A 21,527-nucleotide genomic window follows, 5' to 3' on the forward strand; every position below is an offset into this window, starting at 1 on the left:
ACTCCGGAGGATAGGGACGAGGCATGACTGCCAGCCTTCCGTGAAGGGCTGTCAGTTAGCCACCAAAACTGGAACCTGAGAGGTGGGGCAGGTCAAGATGGCACCCGAACGTGCAGCAGACCCAATTGGCAAGGTGTCAGGTCAATGACCTTTAGCTAGACGCGGTCCTGGAAGACGGTGTACCAGGGGTACGTCCCCACCACGGCGCCGTCGGCCGTCAGGGCCTCCAGCGTGTAGAAGTATGTGTTCCCCTTCGTCGCCGTGGCGTCCTCCCATGTCCGGGCGTCCGCCGGGAGCAGTCCGTCGTGCTGGGGCTCGTACGCCTTGGTCACCGGGTTCCACCGGCTCACGCGGTAGCCGGTGACCGTGGCGCAGCGGGCCGTGTCGGTGCACTGCCAGTCGACGGACGGACGAGTGGCCGTCCGGTTGTGGCCCAGGCTGCCGAGGCTCCAGTCCCGGGTGACGGTCAGGGACGGCCGGACGTCGAGCTCGGTGGCTTCGACCACGGTGACCTTCGGGTCGCTCGGGTGCAGCGTGTTGCCCCAGTGGTCCTTGGCCATCACCGCGTACACGTGCGCCTCGCCGTCCGGCAGGTTGCCGCAGAGGATCGCGAGCCAGTTGCTCGTGCCATCCAAGCAGGTGTCGGGGCCGAGCCACTTGACCGTGCCGTCGGCCTGCCGGACGCCCTTCCACACCACGTACTCGTCGATGTCGTCCTCGAGCGAGGCGGCCCAGCTCACCAGCATGCCGTCGTTGCGCGGGGTGACCTTCACGCCGGTGACCGGGCCGGGCGCCACGGTGTCGCCAGTGCGGACGACGACCGGCGCGGAGTACGCCGACTCGTTGCCGTACGGGTCCACCGCCGTGACGGCGTACGTCACGTACGTGTTTGCGGGCATGTCCACGTCGTGGCAGTTGCCGCCGTTGCTCGCCTCGTCGCTCTCCTCCGCGACGCAGGTCACCTGGGTGCGCGCGGTCGGGTCGAACGTCTTGCCGGGCGAGCGGTACACGCGGTAGTGCCCGCCGTTGTCCCAGTCCTCGGAGAAGCCGTCGGGTTGGTTCCAGTACACGTTGGTGTAGCCGGGACGGGCGATGGCGGTGACGCTCGTCGGGGACTTCGGTGGCATCCTGTCGACGCCGTCGCTGGTGACCGCCGCGTACGCCCCCGGGTTGCCGGCTGCGTCGAGGGCCCGGACCCGATAGTACGTGTTCGTGTTCACGGCGCCGCTGGTCCGGTACGACGTCGTGGTCGTCGTACCGCGCAGCTCGAACGGTCCGGCAGCCGCGGACGAGGCATACACCTCGTACTTCGCCGCCTCGGCGACCCCCTGCCAGTTCAGGGTGTCCCACCACCCGTCGCCGGTGGCGACCGTGAGTCCGGTGGGGGCGGCCGGCCCGGTGCGGTCGACGGTCTTCGCCGTCACGTCCGGGCTGCCGGTGGACTCGTGCCCGGCCTTGTCGACGGCGCGGACCTCGTACAGGAAGGTCTGACCGGTGGCGGGCGGGGCGTCGACGAAGGACCGGGTGGTCAGCAGGGACGTCCCGCTGACCTTGGCCCAGTTGGTGGCGCTCAGCCGGCGGTACACGCGGTACCCGGCGAGGTCCATCTCCTTGTTGGCGGTCCAGCGCAGGGTGGTCTTGGCCGTCCTCAAGTCGTACGCGGCGGTGAGGCCGGTCGGGGCGAGCGGCTTGACCTTGTCGACGGCGGCCTCGGTGCGCGGGGTGTACGTGAAGGCGGCGTTGGCGACGCCGGTCCAGGCGACGTAGTCCACGCGGATCGTGTGCTTGCCGGCCGGGATGGTCAGGTCGACGGTCTTGCGGGCGGTGGTGGAGACGTTCTTCCACAGGTCGATCTTCCGCACACCGTCGACGTAGACGCGCATGCCGTCCTGCGTGGCGGCGGAGAGCCGGAAGGGGCCGCCGGAGCCGAAGTCACGGGTGAGGGACCAACGGACGGAGAAGTTGTCCTTGGGCAGCGTGACGCCGGCCGGGTCGCCGGACCCGTAGTTCTCGCTGATGGCGGTGTCGCAGGCGGTGAGCTTCGGCGTGCCGCTGAAGGTGGAGTTGCCGAAGTACTGCGCCCTCCAGACGGGAGAGGTGCAGGTGACCGCCGCGGAGGCGGGGGCGGCGATGATCAGGCCGCCGGTGGTGGCGAGCGCCGCCGTCGCGGCCAGCGCGGACAGCCGGGTACGAGTCATCACAGAGAGTGGGCCCCTTCTGGACCAAGGGAAGCATGTGAAACGGGCGACGCCTGTGTGACTCATGAGGCGGAGGCAGGGTTGCCCCGCCCGCTCATCATTTTTTGACGGACGTTCGACACACGTCGGCCGTACCGGTGGACGTCAATGGAAAGCGCTGACCTGCCGAGATCCCGGAAAGGCAACGGGCCTGCGGAGCCGCTGCTGTACAGCAGCGAAGTACAGCAACCACACCAACCGGCCCTGTCGGGTGGCGTCTTCCAGGGCCGAAGCACGACCGGTATGGCCTTCGCCGACCCATCTCCGTAGAGCTACGGATCGGAAGGTGCCTGACAACTATCTCTGGCATCAACATGGTTGGACGACGACGGAGACCCGGCCGCACGCGTGGGGCCGGGGTTGCGTCCTTGGAAGTGGTGTACGGGTTCCCACCTGATTCGGGTGTTTGTCCTGGCGTCGGGGTGAGGGTCCGGATATAGAGACGGCCACCGGCTGATCTTCGAGATGTCTAAGGCTCGAAGGAGATCAGCACGATGACCGCACCAGACAGTCTGCCCCTGCACGCCCTGACCGAGGAGAACCTCGCTGCGGCGAGTCCCGATCTGTTGCGCGCGATGGTCAAGACGTTCGCCGACGCGCTCATGTCCGCGGAGGCCGATGCCCTCTGCAACGCCGAATACGGGCAGGTCAGCGACGAACGCGTCAACCACCGCAACGGCTATCGCCCGCGCGAGTGGGACACCAGGGCCGGCACCGTCGAGCTGGCCATCCCCAAGCTCCGCAGCGGCAGTTACTTCCCGCACTGGCTCCTCGAACGCCGACGCCGGGCCGAACAAGCCCTCATCAGCGTGGTCGCCACCGCCTACCTGCTCGGCGTGTCCACCCGCCGGGTCGAGAAACTCGCCGAGTCCCTCGGCGTCACCCAACTGTCCAAGTCCCAGGTCAGCGCCATGTCCAAGCACCTCGACGAGCAGGTGGCCGCGTTCCGCAACCGGCCGCTGGACGCCGGACCGTATACGTTCGTCTGGGTCGACGCGCTGACCCAGAAGGTCCGCGAGGGCGGCCGGATCATCAACGTCCACGCGCTGGTCGCGGTCGGTGTCAACGCCGACGGGCACCGCGAGATCCTCGGCCTGGACGTCGCCACCGCCGAGGACGGTGCCGGCTGGCTGGCCTTCCTGCGCTCGCTCATCGCCCGCGGCCTCAGCGGCGTCCAGCTCGTCGTCTCCGACGCCCACACCGGCCTGGTCGACTCGATCGGCGCGACCCTGCCCGGCGCCTCGTGGCAGCGCTGCCGCACCCACTACGCCCGCAACCTGCTCTCCCAGGTCCCGAAATCGGCCCAGCCGTGGGTGGCCACACTGCTGCGGACCGTCTTCGAACAGCCCGACGCAGACGCCGTCCAGGCTCAGATGCGACACGTCCAGGAGGCTTTGGAGGCGAAGTTCCCCAAAGCCTCCGGACACCTGGACGCCGCCCGGCACGACCTGCTGGCCTTCACCGCCTTCCCGCGCGAGATCTGGCGGCAGATCTGGTCCAACAACCCCCAGGAACGACTGAACAAGGAGATCCGCCGCCGCACCGACGTGGTCGGCATCTTCCCCGACCGCACCGCCGTGATCCGCCTGGTCGGCGCGGTCCTGGCCGAGCAGAACGACGAGTGGACCGAGGCCCGCCGCTACATGGGCCGCGAGCTGCTGGCCAAGGCCCGCCTCCACCCGATCGAGTCAGGAACCGACGACACCGCCCTGCCGACCGAACTCACCGCATAGCCTCAAAGAAGAGATCACCGAGTGGCCGTCGATACACCACTCCAGCGGACGTGACCGGGGCCGGTGCGGGACGGCGGGGCGGCGTCAGTGGAAAGTGCCGGCTCAGACGCTATGAGCCGCGCGGTCTGTACATCCGTCGGCTTTGCCTGCCAGGTTCGAATCCTGGCGCCGCCACAGTGGAAACACAGCCCCTGAGCTGCGGAGACGCGGCGCTGGGGCTGTTTTGTCTGCCCGGGCGGGCGCGGGCCGTCGTCTTGCTCTGTGCCGTTGCGGAACGCTCTCCACCAGCGCCTGCGGACGGGAATCCCGCACCTGACCTGGGACCGCGGGGCCCCTTGACGCCGACCGGGTCCCGGTCTGTGAGCGGTTTGATCTACGGTGTGCGCATGTCCGGGACGCCGTGGTTCATGCTGGATGACCCCGCTGATGACCTGGAGCTGGACGACGCGGAGCTTGCGTTCATCGTCAGGTTGCAGGAACTGGCCCAATCCTGGGCCGTTCCGTATGAGCACAGTTGGGCCGAACGGTCCGAGGAGGAATCGCTTCTCGCCTGCGTCGGACTGTCGGATGACGAGCGGGCGATGTCGCTGCTCCAGGTCGGCGTCCATGTGACTGACGGGTCCATGAAGGGCGACCGGCTTCACAATCAGCTGCACTTTCTGCCGGACGAGCCTACGGATCTTGCGATTGAGGCGGTGGGCACTCCCGACGAACTGGCTGAGCGGGCAGCCTCATGGTTCGAAACCGTGTTGCGCAGGCCGGTGGCTCGGTGCGAGTGGGTACACGCGGGGCAGGTCTACGCGACGGAGTGGAGGTTCTGGGACACCGGAGAACCACTTGTGCGCGGACGCGATCGCAGGCCGGCTCCCCTCCGGGCGACGACGAGGGTAAGGGCCCGGGCGGCTTCTGGGCGAACCTTGGCAGACCTGATCGTGTGGTGATGGTCCGCTCCGCGGATGCGACGAAGTCGGCAACGTGAGCGACCAAGGGAGCCCCCGCAACGGAGGTCGCCCGGACTTGTCGGACCGAGAGGGCGGAGCCCCCTTCGCGGTACGGTGACGTTCCGGTCCCGCAGCGAGCACCGAGGTCTCCGCATGACGCAGATCCGATCGAGCAGCCGTGGCTGACGCGGCCTCACGCGCGGAGGAGCGGGTCGCGCGCGTACGGGACGATCCGGCCGCGCGGTACGCGCTGGCGGAGGAGTTCTACCGGCTCGCGACGGGGCCCCGGCGCCGGTACGGCTGTGCCGAACTGGGTTTCATGCGCTGGTCGCTCGCCCGCGGCGTGCTCGCGCCCGAGACGTCCGAGCGGCCCGGCAGTCCCTGGTGGCGGGCCGTGAACGAAGGCCTGCTGCGCGACAAGACCGAGGCCCATCTGCTGACCAGCGGGGCGGCGGCCCCGGGCACGGCCGCCGGCTCCCGCAGTGTCGAGTTCTGGGTGGACTTCATCCGCGCGCCCGGCCCCGGCCGCTGGTACCGGGCGCACAACGCGAGCATCGTTGCCGGTTATCTGCGCCACGAGGACCTGGCCGCCGCCGAGTCGCGGGTGGAGCGGTTCATGATGAACGTCGCGCTGCTCCGCGTCCTGTTCACGCACGCCATGCTGGTGCGGCCGCGACTCGCGCTCGGCCGGGCGGCCGCGTTCGGGCCCCTGCTGGCCGACCCGCGTCACCGGGCGGTGCGGATGTTCCTCGACCTCGGCCGGTCCTTCCCGCCCGACTACCCGGTGACCACGCCCGTCGACGCGACCGTCCTCGACGAGCACGCCCTCGCCCGCATGCTCGACTACGGGCTGATCGTCCCGCGGCTGCCCGCGCTCTACGCGTTCTCGGCCGAGTCGCTGGAACAGCCGCGGCTGACCGCCCTGCTGGACGACGGTGTTCCGGCCTATGTCTGGCCGCGTACGGAACGGAGCACCTGGTACGTCGGCAACACGGGCCCCCATCTGCGCGCGATCGCCCGTGCCAGCGGGTCGCGCCTGTCCTGGGAACCGTCACCCCTGGCGCCCGCGCGCCGCCGCAAAACACGCATTCGGCCGGGTCGCTGACGGCGGCACCGCCCGAACGCTAGGAAGGTCGCGTGCAGTCGGGCTGTTACGGACGGACGGAGTGGGCGAGTTGAGCGAAATACCCGGGACGGCATCGGCGCCGTCGGCCGAGTTGATCGTGGACAGTGTCGCGCCGCGGTTTCCGGTGGTCTCGCCGGACGGTGGCGCGGTCGCCTTCCTGGCGAGCACGGTCGGCCTCCGGGAGCGCCCGTTCACCACCTTGTGGCTGTCGGCCGCCGACGGGAGCGCGGCGCCGCGGCGGCTGACCGAAGGCGCGGGCTGGTACGGCAGTCCCCGGTGGGCGCCGGATGCGGGGTCGGTGTTCTTCACGTCGGGCGGACAGTTGCACCGCGTGTCCGTCGACGGCGGGGAGGTGGAGATCCTGACGTCCTGGCCGGGCGGCATCGCGAGCCAGGTGCCGCTGGCCGACGGCCGGACCGTCGCCGTGATCGCGGGGGACGCGCCGGACGCGGAGGACGAACGCCGCGAGGCCGAGGGGGACGACGCCGTGGTGTGGGGCGAACGGATGCCCTGCGCGCGCCTGCGGCTGCTCGATCTCGCCAGTGGTGAACTGCGCCTGGTGGACGGGCTGGACGACCGGCACGTCGTGCACATGGCGCAGCGCCCGGACGGCGGCCCGCTGGCGGTGGTCAGCTGGTCGAACCCGGACATCGATCCCGGTGTGCTCACCGCCGAGCTGCACGTCGTGGACCCCGCGACGGGGGCCGTGCACGACCTGGGCCCCGCGGGGCTCGATGCCTGCTCGCCGACCTGGTGGGCCGCCGACGACGGCTGGCACCTGGCCTACCTGACCACCACCCCTCCCGGCCCCGTGGGCGGCCGCGCGGTCCTGGACGTCGCCGTTCCGGAGGCCGGACCCGCCGCGGAGCACCGCAATCTGACGGCGGACACGGCCGTCTGCCCGACCGAACTGGTGCAGGCCGCCGACGGCCCGCCCTGGGCGCTGTTCGCCGACGGCCTGGACACCGCGCTGTTCCGGCTCGACCCGCGGGACCTGCGGTTCCGGCGGCTGTTCGGCAGGCAGGGCATCGTCCACGCGCTCAGCGTGAGCCGGTCCGGTGGGACGATCGCCGTGCTGGCGGGCACGGCCCACGAGCCGAAGGACGTCCACGCCGGGCCTCCCGTGGGCCCGTTGACCCGGGTCAGCGACACCAGACCGCACCTGCGGGAGGTCGCGTGGGGGAGTCAGGAACGGCTGTCGTACAAGGCGTCCGACGGCCTCGCCCTGGACGGACTGCTGCTCCTGCCGCCGGGCCGGAGCCGCGAGGACGGCCCGTTCCCGCTCGTCACCCTCGTGCACGGCGGCCCGTACGGGCGGTACGCCGACGGGTTCCAGTTCCACATCGACCTGCCTCCGGGGCAGTGGCTCGCGACCGCCGGCTACGCCGTCTTCCTGCCCAACCCCCGCGGCGGCGAGGGCCGTGGCCACACCTTCGCGGCCATGGCGGCGGGGGCGGCCGGCGGCGGCGAGTGGACCGACATCACCGAGGGCGTCGACCTGCTGATCGCGGAGGGCGTCGCGGACCCGGACCGGCTCGGCATCGGCGGCTGGAGCCACGGCGGGTACATGGCGGCCTGGGCGGTGGGGCAGACCGACCGCTTCAAGGCCGCGGTGATGGGTGCCGGGGTCAGCGACTGGGGCATGCTCGCCGCGACCGGCGAGTGGGGCCCGGCCAACGAGTCCGGCGTCAGCGGCAGCGTCGGCTGGGAGGGACCCGGCCCGCACCCGCACGACCGGGTCAGCCCGATCTCGTACGCGTCCAGGATCCGCACCCCGGTGCTGATCCTGCACGGGGAGGAGGACACCAACGTGCCCATCGGCCAGGCCGTCCTCTTCCACCGGGCGCTGCGGCACTTCGGTGTGGAGCACGAGTTCGTCACCTACCCGCGCGAAGGCCACATGATCGCCGAACGCGCACACCAGCTCGATCTGCTCCGGCGCACGCGCGCGTGGTTCGACCGCCTGCTGGGCGGCCCCGGCCCGGAGGGGCGTCCTGCGGGCGGAAGCGGCGGACCGGCCTGACCCGTTGCGCCGGAGGCGTCCTCGCCAGCCGGCTCAGCGCCACTCGGTGGAGTGGCCGAGCCGGTGGTCGAGGGCGTCGTACTCGTCGACCGAGGTGATCGTCCGCCCGTCGGGGACGGCGGCGGCCCAGGCGCCGTACCCGGTGCCGGGAACAGTGGCCACGGGGGCCTTGACCCGGCTGCCGTCGGAGAGGTGGACCACTCCGTAGGCGACCTCCCGCTCGGGGTTGGCGACGACCAGGCGGGTGCCGGCGGTGCCCTTGTCGTGCAGGCCCCACAGGCCCGTGTTCCCGTTGCCCTGGGGGTCGTGCGTGCCGGTGACGGGCTGGCAGTCGGTCCAGGGGCCGCCCTGGTGGTCGATGCGCACGCCGCCGATGTACATGCGCTGGCACAGCAGTGCGTCGCCGGGCGCCGTCGTGCCGTCGGGGAGGACGAGCCGGGTGTAGCCCTTCGGCATGGCGCGATGGAACTCCAGGGCCACGGACCATCGCTGACTGTCTGTCACGCCTTCGGCGACGCGGACGGTGACCGTGTCCGGTGTACGGGGCGTCCCGGTGGCGGTGACGGTGGGGCTCGCGGCGGGGGAAGCGGTGTGCGCCGGCCCGGTCGAGGGGTGCGGACCGAGGAACGGCAGCGTCAGGGCCGCGGTGAGGACGCACGCGGCACCGGCCACCGCGGCGGCGGTCACGGCGCGCACACGGCGCCTGCGGGTGCGCGCGACCGTCAGGATGCGCTCGACGGGTGGCGGTGAGGAGGGGTGGGCGTCGCGTGAGCGGGCGAAGGCGGCACGCAGCCGGTCCTCCTGCTCGGGGTCGGGAGTCATCGCGCCTCCACGGGGCGGCCGGGAGGACGGGGGTGGGGTTGGACGGGACCGGCGTCGGTGCGCAGTTTGGCGAGGGCCCGGGACGCCTGGCTCTTCACGGTGCCGACCGAGCAGCCGAGGACGTCCGCGACTTCCTCGGCGGACAGGTCCTCGCAGTAGCGCAGCACCACGACCGCCCGCTGGCGCTCGGGCAGCACGGACAGCATGCGGGTCAGGGCGTCGTTCCCCTCCACGCCGCCGACGCCCGCCCCGTCGTCGGGGACGGGGCGGGTGTCGGGCACGGAGGCGAAAAGCAGATGGGCGATCCTGCGGCGGCGGTGCCGGCTGCGGTTGGTGTTGACCAGCGCACGCCGTACGTACTGCTCGGCGGACTCGGGCCGCAGCCGGTGCCAGTGCGGGTACACCCGGGCAAGCGTCGTCTGCACCAGGTCCTCCGCCTCGTGGAAGTCGCCGGTGAGCAGGTACGCGGTGTGGGTCAGGGATCGCCAGCGGGCGGCGACGAAGCGGGAGAACTCCGCGTCGGGTCCGCTGTCGGTGGCCCTGGTGTCACGTGGCTGCACAGCAGGAGCTGTCCGTCCTTCGCCTCGGGGGTGTCAGCGCCAGTAGGTGTCGTGGCTGAGCCGCTTGCCGTGGGCGTCGAACTGGTCGACCGCCTCGATGGTCTTCCCGTCGGCTATGGGAGCGGCCCAGGCGCGGTAGCCGGTGCCGGGAACGGCGACGGTGTTCGCCCGCACCCGCGTGCCGTCGGAGAAGTGGAGCACTCCGTAGGCGACCTCGGCCTCGGGGTTGGCGACCATCAGGCGGGTGCCGGTGGTGCCCTTGTCGTGCAGGCCCCACAGGCCCGTGCTGCCGCTGCCCTGGGGGTCGTTGGCCCCGGTGACGGCCTGGCAGTCGCTCCAGGGGCCGCCCTGGTGGTCGATGCGCACACCGCCGATGTACATGCGCTGGCACAGCAGCGCGTCGCCGGGGACCGTGCTGCCGTCGGGACGGGTCGGCAGGGTGTAGCCCTTGGGCAGGGTGGGGTGGAACTCCAGGGTCACGGACCAGCGTTGGCCGTCCACGCGCCCCTTGCCGATCAGCTGGGTGACGACCCGCGGCGCCTGCCGGTGGGCGGTGGCTGCCTTCTGGGCGGTGGCGGGGGCGGCGGCCCGGTGGGTGGCCGGCACCGGGGCGGCCGGGCCCGACGGCGCCGCGATCGCGGAGGCGCCGAACGAGACCGCGCCGATCGCGGCGGCCATGACGGCCGCCACGCCTGCCTTCCTTGCAGTACTGAGAGCCATGGGCAGTTTCTCCTTGCAACCGGTGCCCGGCACCGCGCCGGGCGGTCCTCGACGGCCGGCGCGCTGGGCCCGCGCGCCGGCCTGCGGCGGCCACCGGGTGGTGGCCGCCGCGGGGACGTCCGTCCTTAGGTACTCCCAAAACTGCGCGGAGGGTTGCATGCCCCGTACGACAGAAAAGTTCTGCGCCCGGGCACGCGGAAGCCCGGCCCGTGCGAAGTCCGCCGGACGCGGGGGGAGCTGACGCGGAAAAGGCCGGCCGACGGCGTACGGCCTACGCCCGCAGCGAGGGGTCGCCCGTCGGGTCGGCGTGGAGGAGGCCGAGCAGGCTCTCGCGGTGCAGGCCGGCGATGGGGCCGAGGAGATCGGGGTGGCGGAGCAGCGGGGCCGCGCTGTGGTCGCGGGGGCTGGGGATCGTCAGGCGGCGGGCGTCGCCCACGTCGCCGGAGCCGCCCGCGCCGTGGTGGGTCGCGGCCAGGCAGGCCGCCGCGGTCGCGGCGAGCTCGACGTCGGCGAGCAGGCAGGCGGCCCAGCTGACGATCGTCTCGTCCACCCAGGTGCGCCAGACCTGGTCGTCGTCCGCCGGCGGGTGGACGTCGGCTCCGGTGACGGCGTCCAGCCGGCCGGAGCCGCCGGGACCGAGCACGGCCAGCAGTTCGGCGTCGAGCGAGGTGGGGTAGCGGAGCGCGGCCGCGATGGTGGCCGCCTGCCACGCCTGCGCCTCGGCCAGGGCGTGGTTGAGCGCGCCGGCCGCCGGCGGGAACGCCGAGAGCAGCCAGCGCGTGGCGGCGGTGATGAATGGCGAGAGATCAGCGGGCATCGTGAACCGTCCTTCACAGGTGCCCGCCGTGGTCCTCTGCCGGCGCGTCATTGCGGTCGCGAGCACTGGCGCGCCCACGGGGGGCGCGCCTGGCAGGCCAGCGTAGGGCGGTCCCGGAGGTGCCGACAGGACGTGGCTCACAGCCGCTCCTCGCCTCGCGCGGGCGGGGCGGCCGGGCCCGGACCCCGCATTCCCCTGCCGGTGCGGCATTCCGGGCATGTCGCCCGTACGGGAACCGCGTCCCGGGGCGTGCGTGGCGTGGCGAAGGTCACCGTGGCGGCACGTCCGCGCGCACGGCCCCACTGCCCCGGAACGGTGCCGGAATTCCGCGGGGCAGGACGTGGAAAGGCGCCTCGGCGAATGCGCGGGAGGGGATTTCCCGGTGGGGAGGAAATGCGCCGAAGGCAGGTCCCGGAATTCCGGGACGCGGCCTCGGCCTCAGGACGACGTCCTCGGGCGGCTGCGGTAGCGCCAGGTCCAGAAGACCACCACGGCCAGCAGCGCCCAGCCGATGAGCACCAGGAACGGGAAGGCGTACTGGTGGCCGTAGAAGTAGATCGCGTTGTGCTGGGCGTTGACCGACGCCCCCGGCGGCAGCCAGCGCCCGATGGCCCCCAGCGGCTGCGGCAGCAGCGGCCAGGACACCGCGCCGCCGGAGGAGGGATTGCCCAGCAGGACCATCAGCGCCCAGGTCGGCAGGATCGCCCAGCGGCCGCAGAGGATGTGGAACATCGTGAAGACCAGGGCCGAGGTCACCATCGTCAGCGTCAGGATGCCCCAGGACTCCCAGAAGGGCAGGCGCAGCACGTGCAGGCCCCAGTCCACGACGGCGCAGATCGCGAACCCGCCGAGCACCGAGAAGGCCACGATCGCGGCGATACGCTCCAGCGGCCTCAGCGCCGGTGCGTGCAGGCTGAGTTGGCCGGACCCGACGAAGCCGATGATGATGGCGGCCAGCGTGATGTAGAAGATCGCGAGGCCCTGCGGGTCGCCGGGCTGCAGCGGCTTGAGGCTGGTGACGGTGAGCGGTACGCCGGCCTGTGCGGCGGCGCCGGGTGCCGCGGCCGCCAGGACCCGGGCCACCGAGGCACCGGCGGCCGGTACGAGTTCGAGCGTGACGCCCCTGCCACCGGGCCCCGCCTGCAGCACGGCGAAGATGTGCTGCCGCTCCACGGCCGCGACGGCCGCGTCGCGCGTGGCGAAGCGGTGCTCCTCCAGTTGGGTGCTGAGCCCGGCGTCCAGGCGGGTCAGGAAGGTGTCCACGGCGGCCGCCTCGTCGACGACGCCGATCGGCACGCGGTGCGGTGTCGGATGCGCCATGGCGAAGCTGTACGAGCCGGCGAAGAGCCCGGCCATGGCGGCCAGGATCGGGATGAGGACGAACGCCGGCAGAAAACGCGAACGGGCCGGCTCGCGTTCCGCGTTCATACGCGCATCGCACCCTCCGCGATTCCGGCCGCTCCTTTTACGCCGCCCGGTCCGGGATGCCCTTCCCGTGAAAAGGGTGCGAAAGGCTGTCGTGAGTCAAATTACTGCCCGGGTTCCGCGGTCGCCACCGCGGCCGCGGGCCCCCGAATCCCTATGCCTGGCGTCTGGGGCCGCCCTGCGGGGACCGTTCCCCGGCGCGCCCGGACCACTGGAGGAGGAAGCGCAGCGCCTCGTACGACGGCGAGTCGGGCTGGGCGGTGTAGGCCACCAGGAGCTGGTCCGGGGCGGTCGCGACGGACAGCTGCTGGACGTCCAGGGTGAGCGGGCCGACCACCGGGTGGCGGTAGGTCTTGGTGAGCTGCCGGGGCCCGCGCACGCGGTGCGTGTCCCACCAGGTGCGGAAGTCCGGGTCGCGGGCGGTGAGTTCGCCCACCAGCGCGGCCAGGGCCGGGTCGTCGGGGTGCCGGCCGGCCTCCATGCGCAGGACCGCGACGCAGTCCCGGGCCGCGGCCGGCCAGTCGGTGTACAGGGCGCGGTAGGCCTCGTCGAGGAAGGTCATCCGGATCAGGTTGCGCTCGCCCGCCGGGATCGCGGCGAAGTCGGTGAGCAGGGCGGTCGCGGCGGCGTTCCAGGCCAGTACGTCCTGGCGGCGCCCGAGGACCAGCGCGGGCACGTCGCGCATGCCGTCGAGCACCTGGAGCAGTTGCGGGTCGACCGTCTGCGCGGCGGGCTGCCGTGCCGCGGCGGCCGGCGCGACGTCGGCGACGGCGAACAGGTACGCGCGCTCGTCGGGGGCGAGCCGGAGGGCGTCCGCGAGCGCGTCGAGGACGGGGCGGGACACCCGCCGGGTGCGGCCCTGCTCCAGCCGTACGACGTAGTCGATGCTCACGTGCGCGAGCTGGGCCAGCTCCTCCCGGCGCAGTCCCGGCACGCGGCGCAGCCGTCCGTCGTCCGGCAGTCCCGCCCGGCGCGGGTCGAGGGCGGCGCGCCGGGCGCGCAGGAAGTCGCCCAGTTCGTTCCCGCCGGAGGTGTCACCACGGTGCTCCATGGATCCAGTGTCCGGCTCCGCCCGGCCGCGTGCCTGGTACCGGTCTGCACAGGCACGGTCCTCCCTGGCACCGCGCCGCCGGCGGCACGACGGTGGGTTCCCGGAGGCCCCGCGACCGGCGCGGGGCCCGGCGGAAGGCGGACACCATGAGCACCACGGCACAGCGATCGACGCTCCTGCTCGGCGGCGACCTGCCCGTCGGCCGGATCGGCTACGGCGCGATGCGGCTGACCGGCCCTGAGCTGTGGGGGCCGTACCCCGACCACGAGGGCGGGGTCGCGCTGCTGCGGCAGGCCGTCGAGGCGGGCGTGACCCTGATCGACACGGCCGACGTCTACGGACCCCACACCAACGAGGAGCTGATCCGCGAGGCGCTGCACCCGTACCGCGACGGGCCGGCGATCGCCACCAAGGGCGGCTTCGTCCGCGGCGGACCCGACCTGTCGACGATCGGCGCGGTCGGCAACGCCAGTTATCTGCGGCAGTGCGTGCACACCAGCGCCCGGCGGCTCGGGGTGGAGCGGATCGACCTGTACTACCTGCACAGCGGCTGGGCGCGGGACGCGTCCTTCGAGGAGCAGGTCGGCACCCTCGCCGCGCTGCGCCAGGAGGGCCTGATCCGCCACATCGGGCTGTCGAACGTGACCCCCGCCCAGCTGGCCGCGGCGCGTGCGATCGCCCCGATCGCCGCTGTCACGGCGCACTTCAACGTGGCCGCCCGCGGCGAGGCCGCCCTGCTGGAGGCGACCGAGGCCGCCGGCGCGGTGTTCGTGCCGTGGCAGCCGGTCTCGCTCACGCCGCCCGGCGCGGCCACCGACACCGGCGGCCCGCAGGCGCTGCGCGCGGTGCTCGGGCCCGTCGCGGCCCGGCACGGGGCGACCGTCCCGCAGGTCGCCCTCGCCTGGCTGCTCGCCCGCTCGCCGGCGATGCTGCCGATTCCCGCCACCACGAGCATCGGCCACCTGCGGGAGAACCTGGCCGCGCGGGACCTCGTGCTGACGCCCGAGGAGATCCGGGCCGTCACCGCCCTGGTTCCCGAGGCCGCGGCGGGTTAGAGCGCGTCGTGGAGCTCGCGGGCCCGGGTCGAGATCCGGGCGAGGGTGCGCTGGGTGGTGGCCAGGTCGACGGGGTCCAGGTCGCCGTAGATGCGGTCGGTGATGTCGGCGAGTGCCTCGGTGATCGCGGTGTGGAGGGACTCGCCCTCGGGGGTGGGGGCGAGGGTGCCGGAGGCGTCGGCGGTGGCGAGCCCGGCGCCGGTGAGGCGGTTGGCGAGGGTGCCCAGGGCGTCGGGGGCGAAGGCGAGGCTGTCGGCCAGCACCCGTTCCAGCTCGGGGCGGCCGAGGGGCTCGCCGCGGGTGACGAGGGTGCGCAGCGCGACCCACTGGCCGAAGTCGAGCCCGTTCCGCTGGAGGAGGACGTCGAGCACGGCGCGGGTGGAGTAGTGGGCGCTGCCGATGTCCTGGCCGGTCAGCGGGGAGGGGGTACGGGTCATGGGAGTGCTCCTGTTCCGGTCGTCGGTGCCGAGAAGGGCGTGCAGGGCGTCCGTGAGTTCGGCGGTGGACGCGGAGCCCAGTCCGCCGAGGGGTGCGGTGAGCTCCTCGTGGAGCTCGCGGACGACGTCGACGGCCCGGACGGCCGCGTCGGCGCCCTCGTCGGTGAGGGCGAGCCGGACCGCGCGCGCGTCGTCGGGGTGGGGTTCGCGGCGTACGAGGCCGGCGGCCTCCAGGGTGCGGACGAGCTTCGACACGAAGATCGGCTCCAGCCCGGTGTGGTCGGCGAGCTCGCGCTGACTGGGCCGCAGTCCGCCGCGGGTCATGCCGTACAGCGACGCGAGCAGCGAGTACTGCGCGTGGGTGAGGCCGAGCGGGCCGACCGCGCGGTCGACGGCGGCACGCCACTTCATGGACAGGCGCCAGACCAGGTAGCCGGGCGTGTAGTCGGGCTTCATGGCAAATACTGTACACGGACATTGTTTCCATGGCTACTAATTCGCGGAGGCCGTGACCGCACGGACTTCGGGCCGGCACCGAGGGAGGGTGCCGGCCCGAAGGATGTCTCTTCCCGTTCCCGTCAGCCCGCGAGCGGCCCGGAGCGGCCGGTGCCGGCGTCGTCCAGATCGTTCACGCCCGCGTCCGCACGGCCGTTGTCCGGGCGGCTGTCCGACCGCTGGTCACGCGAGCCCTGCTGGGGACCGCCCGGGCGGCCGCCCTGCTCCCATCCGCCCTGCGCGGCGCCGGGCTTCCCGCCGCCACCGCCGTACGGACGCTCGCCCAAGGCCGGTCGGGCCGGCGCGAGTTCGTGCTTGATGTCGAGTGCCTCCGCAGAGTCCGTGAGGAGAAAGGGAGGACCGGCGGTGGTGAACCCGCCGAGGGGATAGAGGCAGACGCCCTTCGACGTCTTGGGGCACGCCGCGGACGCGACCGCGAGGAGATCGCGAGCGGTCCGCAGCGGAGGCAGGATCGACCAGGTGTCGGCATTGGGGCTGTACTCCTCGACGGAGTTGAGGAGGGTCACCGCCGTGTCCCTTCGTTCGCCGCCGAAGACGTAGAGGCACCGTCCACGCAGTCCGTCCGAGCAGGGCGCCGGCGCGACGGCGAAGCTGTCGCGGGCGACGGACATCGGCCGCAGGCTGATCCAGGCATTGGTGACGGGGCTGTAGACCTCGACCGTCGGCAGGCTGAACCCGGCGGCGTTCCGCCCGCCGAACGCGTACACGCACAGTCCGCGCAGCCCCGGCGCTTCAGGACACGGCGCGGAGGCGACGGCGAGCCGGGTGCGCGCCGTGCGCAGGTGGGGCAGTCTTGCCCAGGTGCCGGTTGCCGGACTGTAGGCCTCCACCGTGTCCACTGCCGGGTCCGCGTCCGTGCTTCCGCCGACGGCGTACACGCAGGCGCCGCGCAGACCGTACCCCTTGGGGCACTGCGCCGGGGCCGCGCCCAGATCCCTGCGGGGGGTGGGCATCGGGCGGACGGTGATCCAGGTGTTGGCGGCCGGGTTGTAGGCCTCCACGGTGGCTTGGGCAACGCGATCGACGGAGCCACCGATGGCGTACACGCAGGTCTTCTTCTTCACGGACTCCGGGCACGGAGCCGCCTTGCCCGCCAGCCCGGTGCGTGCGGTGGGCAGCGGGGCGAGGGAGACCCAGGCGTTGGTGGCGGGGCTGTACGCCTCGACGGTGTGGGTCAGCCCGTCCGGGGTGACGCCTCCGAAGGCGTACACGCAGGTCTGCCGCAGGCCCGGCGGGCAGGGAGCGGGTGCGGCGGCAAGACCCGCGCGCGGGGTCTGCAGCGGGGGAGTGTCGAGCCACACGCCGTCCGCGGTGGCGCCCGTGGGCGCCAGCGCGAGGAGCGGAGCCAGTACAAGGCCGGCGAGCCCGGCGAGCCGCCGGCGGCGCCTGGAATGGCCGGCCGGGGCGGTCGTGAACCGGGGTCCCGACCCGGACCCGGACCGTCGGATGCGCCTCATCGATTACCTCTTCCATGGCGGGGCGCGGCTACTGCCTTGCCCCCAAGGGGAGTTGTGGGGAGCGTGCTCAAAGAGAGGGAGTCAAAGGACGACGGGACGGGGGCGGTCGGCCCGCTCATCCGCGAGGTCCGCCGGGACCGCCAGGACCACCGGGCCCCCCGGGCCCGCCGGGCCCGCCCGGACGCTGCGGGTCGCGTTCGACGGCGAAGGCCTCGGCAGCCGTGCCGTCCGGGACCGCGATCGGAATGCCTCCGTCGGACGACCCGCCGACGACGTACACGCAGGGGCTCGTGGATTCCTTGGGGCAGGGCGCCACCGTGCCGGCCGTGCGCCGGTGGCCGGTGGGCGTCACGGGCAGGGTGATCCAGCCACCGGTGACGGGGCTGTAGGCGTGGACGGCCCGCGCTGCGGTACCCGCGCCGCCGACGACGTACACGCAGCCGCCGGGCAGTCCGCCCGGGCAGGGCGCCGCGACCACGGCCGGCCGGTCGGCGTGCGCGAGAGGAAGCGAGCGGAGCGTCATCCACGCGTTCGTGACCGGGCTGTAGAGCAGCAGCGAACCGGTGCTGTCGACGGCGTACACGCAGCCGCCGCGCAGGCCCATTCCGGGGGGACAGGGGGCGCCCACGGCGCCGATGTCGGTGCGGAGGCCGGGCAGCGGCGTCAGCGTGGCCCAGGTCTCGGTGGCCGGGCTGTACGCCTCCACCGTCGCGACGGGGCCGGTCGCGCCCTGGCCGCCGATCGCGTACACGCAGGTGCCGCGCAGGCCGAGCCCGGTGGGGCAGGGTGCCTTTGCCGCGGCGAGGTCGGCGCGCGGGGTGGGCAGCGGGGTGAGGGTGGCCCAGGCGCCGGTGGCCGGGCTGTACGCCTCCACCGTGGAGACCAGGCCGCTCGCGTTCCGGCCGCCGATCGCGTAAACGCATCCGTCCTGGGGCCGACCGGGGCAGGGTGCTCCGCGTCCCGCGAGTCCTTCGCGCGGCGTGGGCAGCGGAGTCAGGGTCGCCCAGGCATTGGTCGCCGGGCTGTAGGCCTCGAGCTCGGAACGGAAGGGGCCGCCGCCAGGAGGCTGCTGCCCACCGAACACGTACACGCACGCCTGCTGCAGCCCGCCCGGGCACGGTGCCGTCGCCGCCGCGTGGCCCGAACGGGCGGTGGGGATGGAGGGGAGGGTCAGCCACACGCCCTGGGCGGTCGCGCCGGTGGCGGACAGGGCCAGCAGGGGGGCGAGCGCCAGAACAGCGAGCCGCCGCCAGCGGTGGCGGCGGCGGGGGCGGGATATGCCGGGCGGAGTGTCGTCCTGGCCCGATCGTTCAATACGCCTCATCGGACACCTCTTTCGTGGCATGCCGCAGCGATGCGCTGCGACCGAAATGAGACTGATGAGGCCATTCAAGGGGCCGTCACGGATGGTCGCTCACTGTGACGGCCAAATGAATGAAGTGACCGTCAGTTGCCGGCGACGTCCTTGACCGCGACCGGCACCGGGGTGTGACCACCGATCAGTTCCAGCGTCAGACCGGCCGTCGAGGGGGTGTCGAGCAGTTCGGCCAGGACCGCGGCGACGTCGTCGCGGGTCACCGAGCCGTACCCGGTGGACGCGGCGAGCCGCACCCGGCCGGTGCCGGGGTCGTTGGTGAGCTGGCCGGGCCGCAGGACGGTCCAGTCGAGGGCGGTGCGGTGCCGCAGGGACGCGTCGGCGGCGCCCTTGGCCTTCAGGTAGGCGGCGAAGGTGTCGTCGGTGCCCGGCCGGGGATCGGAGTCGGCGCCCATCGACGAGACCATCAGATAGCGGCGTACGCCCGCGCGTTCGGCCGCGTCGGCGAGCAGCACGGCGGCGTCCCGGTCGACCGTCTCCTTGCGTGCGACGCCGCTGCCGGGTCCCGCGCCCGCGGCGAAGACCACCGCGCCGGCGTCCCGCAGGACGTCCGCGACCTCGGCGACCGAGGCCGACTCCAGGTCCAGGACGACCGGCTCCGCGCCGGCCTCTCTCAGCGCCGCGGCCTGTTCGGGCTTGCGGATGATGCCCGCCACCTCGTCACCGCGCCCGGCGAGCAGCCGCTCCAGCCGCAGCGCGATCTGTCCATGTCCACCAGCGATCACAGTGCGCATGCCACCGACCGTACGCCCGCCGGACGCCTCATGCCGGATCACGGCGGCTCCGGGACTGACGCGGCAGGTCGAGGGCGAGCGTGTCGGTGAACTCGCGGACAGCACTGGTGCGCGAGACCACCCTGCCCCGGTGGATCACGACCCGGCTGTACGCGAGCGACAACGCGTTCTCCAGGCGCTCGGCCCGCACCGCCAGCAGCTCCGCGGGGAAGCCCGCCTCGACCCGCACTTCGGGCAGCCCCATGACGGCCCGGGCCTCGCGGCTGATCGCGTCGTAGGCCTCCGCGGGGGAGCACTCGCCGTGCGACGCGAGCAGGAACGCGGCCTCCAGGGGGTCGCCCCGGCCCACCGGATTGGTCAGGTCGCGCAGCGCCCCGCTGCCCGCGGCGACGCGCACCCCGGCCGCGCGCAGTGTCCGCACCGGGGCGGTGGCGCCCCGGCGCACGGACTCCATGGCGCCGCAGCCGCCCTGCGGCAGGGCGGTCAGCGAGACCCCGGCGGCCGCGAGCTGCCCGGCGAGCCGGGTGACGGTGTCGGCGCCCTGCAGGGCCAGGCCCCCGCACGGCCCCAGGGTGACCCCGGGGCGCAGGCCGCCGGCCATGGCGGCGAGCCGGGAGAGCCGGGCGGGGTCGGCCGCGTCGGTGTGAAGGTCGACGGGGAGGCCGTACTCCGCGGCGACGCCGAGCACCGCCTCCGCGTACCCGGAGGGGTCGGGGTCCAGGTCGGGGCAGCCGCCCACGACGCCTGCCCCCATCTTCAGCGCGTCGTGGAGCATCGCGAGGCTGTCCGCGCCCGCCGCGCCGGTGAGCACCCGCGGTACGGCGACGGCCTGCACCTCGATCAGCCCGCGCAGGGCGCGCCGGGCCTGCAGCACGGCCTCGACGGCGCGCAGCCCCTGCACGTCGCCGATGCGCGCGTGGGCCCGCACCGCGGTCGCGCCGTGGCCGAGCTGGAGCAGGGCGGCCTCGGTGACCCGGCGCTGGACCTCCTCGCCGTCGTACGAGGGCGGACCGGCGCAGTCGGCGGTCAGGGCGGTGTCGAGGTGGGCGTGCGGCTCGGCGGGGGCGGGCAGCAGCAGGTAGCCGGCGAGGTCGACCCGGGGTGTCTGCCCGTCGCCGGCGAGGCTGCCCGCGGTGCCGACGGCCTCGATCCGCGGCCCGGCCAGGCGCACGTCGACCGTCCGGCCGTCGGCGAGGCGGCCCCCGCAGAGCAGGAGGGCGGGCGCCGGGGCGGATTCGCCGCGGAGCGGGTCGGCGGGCGGTTGCGGCTGGCTGTCGGTCATCGCGCTCCTCGGGGCCGGAGGCAAGATCACGCGGATCCGAGCCTAGGGGCCGGTGCCCGATCCGTCCGGGAAGAGCGAATAGTCGTACTGGTGCCGTCAAGTGTCGTACGGGACCGGGTGGGTGGCGCGCGGCCACCTCCTGGGTGACCCGCGCCGGCGCCCACTGGATACGGATTTCACCTTCGGCGGCGGACCGTGTAATGTCTTCCTCGCTCGCCCCAATAGCTCAGTCGGCAGAGCGTCTCCATGGTAAGGAGAAGGTCTACGGTTCGATTCCGTATTGGGGCTCTGATGATCAGGTGACCCGCCTCCGGGCGGGTGATCTCCTCATCGAAGCGGCGTAGCTCAGTCGGTAGAGCAAGCGGCTCATAATCGCTGTGTCACCGGTTCAAGTCCGGTCGCCGCTACCTTGCGTAGCCGATTGTGGGATCGGTCCTTCAATCGGCTACTCTTTCCATGTTCGAAACCTTATTACCGTTCGTCAAGGAGCACTCACGTGGCCGCCACCGACGTCCGCCCGAAGATCACGCTGGCCTGCGTGGAGTGCAAGGAGCGGAACTACATCACCAAGAAGAACCGGCGCAACGACCCGGACCGTCTTGAGATGAAGAAGCACTGTCCGCGCTGCAACGCGCACACCGCGCACCGCGAGACGCGCTGACACAGGCCGTAGTAAGTCCGACGAGGCCGTCCCTGTACTTCAGGGGCGGCCTTGCGGCGTTGTTGGACCAGGAATCACCACAGCTCCAGGAGGTGCCGATGGCGCTGGATCAGTCGTTCGTGGGACGGACGTATCCCCCCACCGCCCCGTACGAGGTCGGCCGGGAGAAGATCCGCGAGTTCGCCGAGGCGATCGGCGACCCGAACCCGGTCTACATCGATCCCGAGGCGGCCAAGGCGCTCGGGCACCCCGATGTGATCGCCCCGCCGACCTTCGCCTTCGTGATGACGTTCAAGGCTTCGATGCAGGTCATCCTCGACCCGGAGCTGGGACTGGACTACGACCGGGTCGTCCACGGCGACCAGCGGTTCGCCTACACCCGCCCGGTGCGGGCCGGCGACCGGTTGTCGGTGCGGGTCGCGATCGACGCGATCAAGTCGCTCGCGGGCAACGATGTCATCGACGTCCGCGGCGAGGCGTACGACGAGAGCGGCGAGCACGTGGTGACGGCGCTGACCAAGCTGGTGGCGCGCGCGCCGGAGGGTGAGTGAGCTG

The 21,527-nt window shown here is 72.8% G+C and carries 18 protein-coding genes, 3 tRNA genes and 1 pseudogene; 10 read left to right on the plus strand and 12 right to left on the minus strand.

The window, feature by feature from the left end:
* Positions 1 to 155: 155 nt before the first annotated feature.
* A complete protein-coding gene (locus tag ACIP64_RS38715; protein WP_401596939.1) occupies positions 156 to 2,198 on the minus strand; it encodes a PA14 domain-containing protein in 2,043 nt (680 codons plus the stop codon).
* Positions 2,199 to 2,731: 533 nt separating this feature from the next.
* Between ACIP64_RS38715 and ACIP64_RS38720 the strand changes: the two genes are divergently transcribed.
* From ACIP64_RS38720 to ACIP64_RS38740, 5 genes are all read left to right on the plus strand, one after another.
* Positions 2,732 to 3,970, plus strand: coding sequence for an IS256 family transposase (locus tag ACIP64_RS38720; protein WP_401596803.1), 1,239 nt, complete (start codon positions 2,732 to 2,734; stop codon positions 3,968 to 3,970).
* A gap of 77 nt (positions 3,971 to 4,047) precedes the next feature.
* Positions 4,048 to 4,144: transfer RNA gene (locus ACIP64_RS38725), tRNA-OTHER, on the plus strand.
* Positions 4,145 to 4,356: 212 nt separating this feature from the next.
* Entirely contained in the window at positions 4,357 to 4,911 is a 555-nt protein-coding gene (locus ACIP64_RS38730; protein ID WP_401596806.1) for a hypothetical protein, read from the plus strand.
* Positions 4,912 to 5,089: 178 nt separating this feature from the next.
* Complete coding sequence (locus ACIP64_RS38735; RefSeq protein ID WP_401596808.1) at positions 5,090 to 6,016, plus strand: hypothetical protein; 927 nt, start codon at positions 5,090 to 5,092, stop codon at positions 6,014 to 6,016.
* A gap of 70 nt (positions 6,017 to 6,086) precedes the next feature.
* Entirely contained in the window at positions 6,087 to 8,060 is a 1,974-nt protein-coding gene (locus tag ACIP64_RS38740) for a S9 family peptidase (RefSeq protein WP_401596811.1), read from the plus strand.
* Positions 8,061 to 8,093: 33 nt separating this feature from the next.
* Here ACIP64_RS38740 and ACIP64_RS38745 read toward each other — a convergent pair whose 3' ends face one another.
* From ACIP64_RS38745 to ACIP64_RS38770, 6 genes are all read right to left on the minus strand, one after another.
* The gene (locus tag ACIP64_RS38745; protein WP_401596813.1) at positions 8,094 to 8,882 is read right to left on the minus strand and encodes a hypothetical protein; all 789 of its coding nucleotides are present in this window, start codon (positions 8,880 to 8,882) and stop codon (positions 8,094 to 8,096) included.
* Complete coding sequence (locus tag ACIP64_RS38750) at positions 8,879 to 9,442, minus strand: SigE family RNA polymerase sigma factor (RefSeq protein WP_401596816.1); 564 nt, start codon at positions 9,440 to 9,442, stop codon at positions 8,879 to 8,881. The genes ACIP64_RS38745 and ACIP64_RS38750 overlap by 4 nt, the downstream gene beginning before the upstream one ends.
* A 33-nt stretch (positions 9,443 to 9,475) precedes the next feature.
* A complete protein-coding gene (locus ACIP64_RS38755) occupies positions 9,476 to 10,162 on the minus strand; it encodes a hypothetical protein (protein WP_401596818.1) in 687 nt (228 codons plus the stop codon).
* A gap of 271 nt (positions 10,163 to 10,433) precedes the next feature.
* Positions 10,434 to 10,979: a hypothetical protein gene (locus tag ACIP64_RS38760; RefSeq protein ID WP_401596821.1), complete on the minus strand. Its 546-nt coding sequence runs from the start codon at positions 10,977 to 10,979 to the stop codon at positions 10,434 to 10,436.
* A gap of 438 nt (positions 10,980 to 11,417) precedes the next feature.
* Positions 11,418 to 12,407 carry an ABC transporter permease gene (locus tag ACIP64_RS38765; RefSeq protein ID WP_401596824.1) on the minus strand — a complete coding sequence of 330 codons (990 nt, stop codon included), beginning with the start codon at positions 12,405 to 12,407 and terminating at the stop codon, positions 11,418 to 11,420.
* A 151-nt stretch (positions 12,408 to 12,558) separates the two neighbouring features.
* The gene (locus ACIP64_RS38770) at positions 12,559 to 13,455 is read right to left on the minus strand and encodes a helix-turn-helix transcriptional regulator (RefSeq protein ID WP_401596827.1); all 897 of its coding nucleotides are present in this window, start codon (positions 13,453 to 13,455) and stop codon (positions 12,559 to 12,561) included.
* A 146-nt stretch (positions 13,456 to 13,601) separates the two neighbouring features.
* Between ACIP64_RS38770 and ACIP64_RS38775 the strand changes: the two genes are divergently transcribed.
* The gene (locus ACIP64_RS38775) at positions 13,602 to 14,510 is read left to right on the plus strand and encodes an aldo/keto reductase (RefSeq protein ID WP_401596830.1); all 909 of its coding nucleotides are present in this window, start codon (positions 13,602 to 13,604) and stop codon (positions 14,508 to 14,510) included.
* A gap of 467 nt (positions 14,511 to 14,977) precedes the next feature.
* Here ACIP64_RS38775 and ACIP64_RS38780 read toward each other — a convergent pair.
* The 5 genes and pseudogenes from ACIP64_RS38780 to ACIP64_RS38800 all read right to left on the minus strand — a co-directional run.
* Positions 14,978 to 15,403, minus strand: a pseudogene (locus tag ACIP64_RS38780) (MarR family winged helix-turn-helix transcriptional regulator); the annotation flags it as partial.
* 122 nt (positions 15,404 to 15,525) lie between these two features.
* Positions 15,526 to 16,920: a Kelch repeat-containing protein gene (locus ACIP64_RS38785; RefSeq protein WP_401596833.1), complete on the minus strand. Its 1,395-nt coding sequence runs from the start codon at positions 16,918 to 16,920 to the stop codon at positions 15,526 to 15,528.
* A 115-nt stretch (positions 16,921 to 17,035) separates the two neighbouring features.
* Positions 17,036 to 18,244, minus strand: a complete 1,209-nt coding sequence (locus tag ACIP64_RS38790; protein WP_401596836.1) for a Kelch repeat-containing protein — start codon at positions 18,242 to 18,244, stop codon at positions 17,036 to 17,038.
* A 122-nt stretch (positions 18,245 to 18,366) separates the two neighbouring features.
* The gene (locus tag ACIP64_RS38795) at positions 18,367 to 19,029 is read right to left on the minus strand and encodes an NAD(P)H-binding protein (protein ID WP_401596839.1); all 663 of its coding nucleotides are present in this window, start codon (positions 19,027 to 19,029) and stop codon (positions 18,367 to 18,369) included.
* 28 nt (positions 19,030 to 19,057) lie between these two features.
* Entirely contained in the window at positions 19,058 to 20,311 is a 1,254-nt protein-coding gene (locus ACIP64_RS38800; RefSeq protein ID WP_401596842.1) for an amidohydrolase family protein, read from the minus strand.
* 215 nt (positions 20,312 to 20,526) lie between these two features.
* Here ACIP64_RS38800 and ACIP64_RS38805 point away from each other — a divergent pair.
* The 4 genes from ACIP64_RS38805 (at position 20,527) to ACIP64_RS38820 (ending at position 21,523) form a co-directional block, all read left to right on the plus strand.
* Positions 20,527 to 20,599: transfer RNA gene (locus tag ACIP64_RS38805), tRNA-Thr, on the plus strand.
* Positions 20,600 to 20,645: 46 nt separating this feature from the next.
* Positions 20,646 to 20,718 (plus strand) — tRNA-Met (locus ACIP64_RS38810).
* Positions 20,719 to 20,807: 89 nt separating this feature from the next.
* A complete protein-coding gene (rpmG, locus tag ACIP64_RS38815) occupies positions 20,808 to 20,972 on the plus strand; it encodes a 50S ribosomal protein L33 (protein ID WP_004571794.1) in 165 nt (54 codons plus the stop codon).
* A gap of 98 nt (positions 20,973 to 21,070) precedes the next feature.
* Positions 21,071 to 21,523 carry a MaoC family dehydratase N-terminal domain-containing protein gene (locus ACIP64_RS38820; RefSeq protein WP_360902584.1) on the plus strand — a complete coding sequence of 151 codons (453 nt, stop codon included), beginning with the start codon at positions 21,071 to 21,073 and terminating at the stop codon, positions 21,521 to 21,523.
* Positions 21,524 to 21,527: the final 4 nt, after the last annotated feature.

This window comes from Streptomyces sp. NPDC088733 (assembly GCF_044751185.1).
In the GTDB taxonomy this organism is placed as follows: domain Bacteria; phylum Actinomycetota; class Actinomycetes; order Streptomycetales; family Streptomycetaceae; genus Actinacidiphila.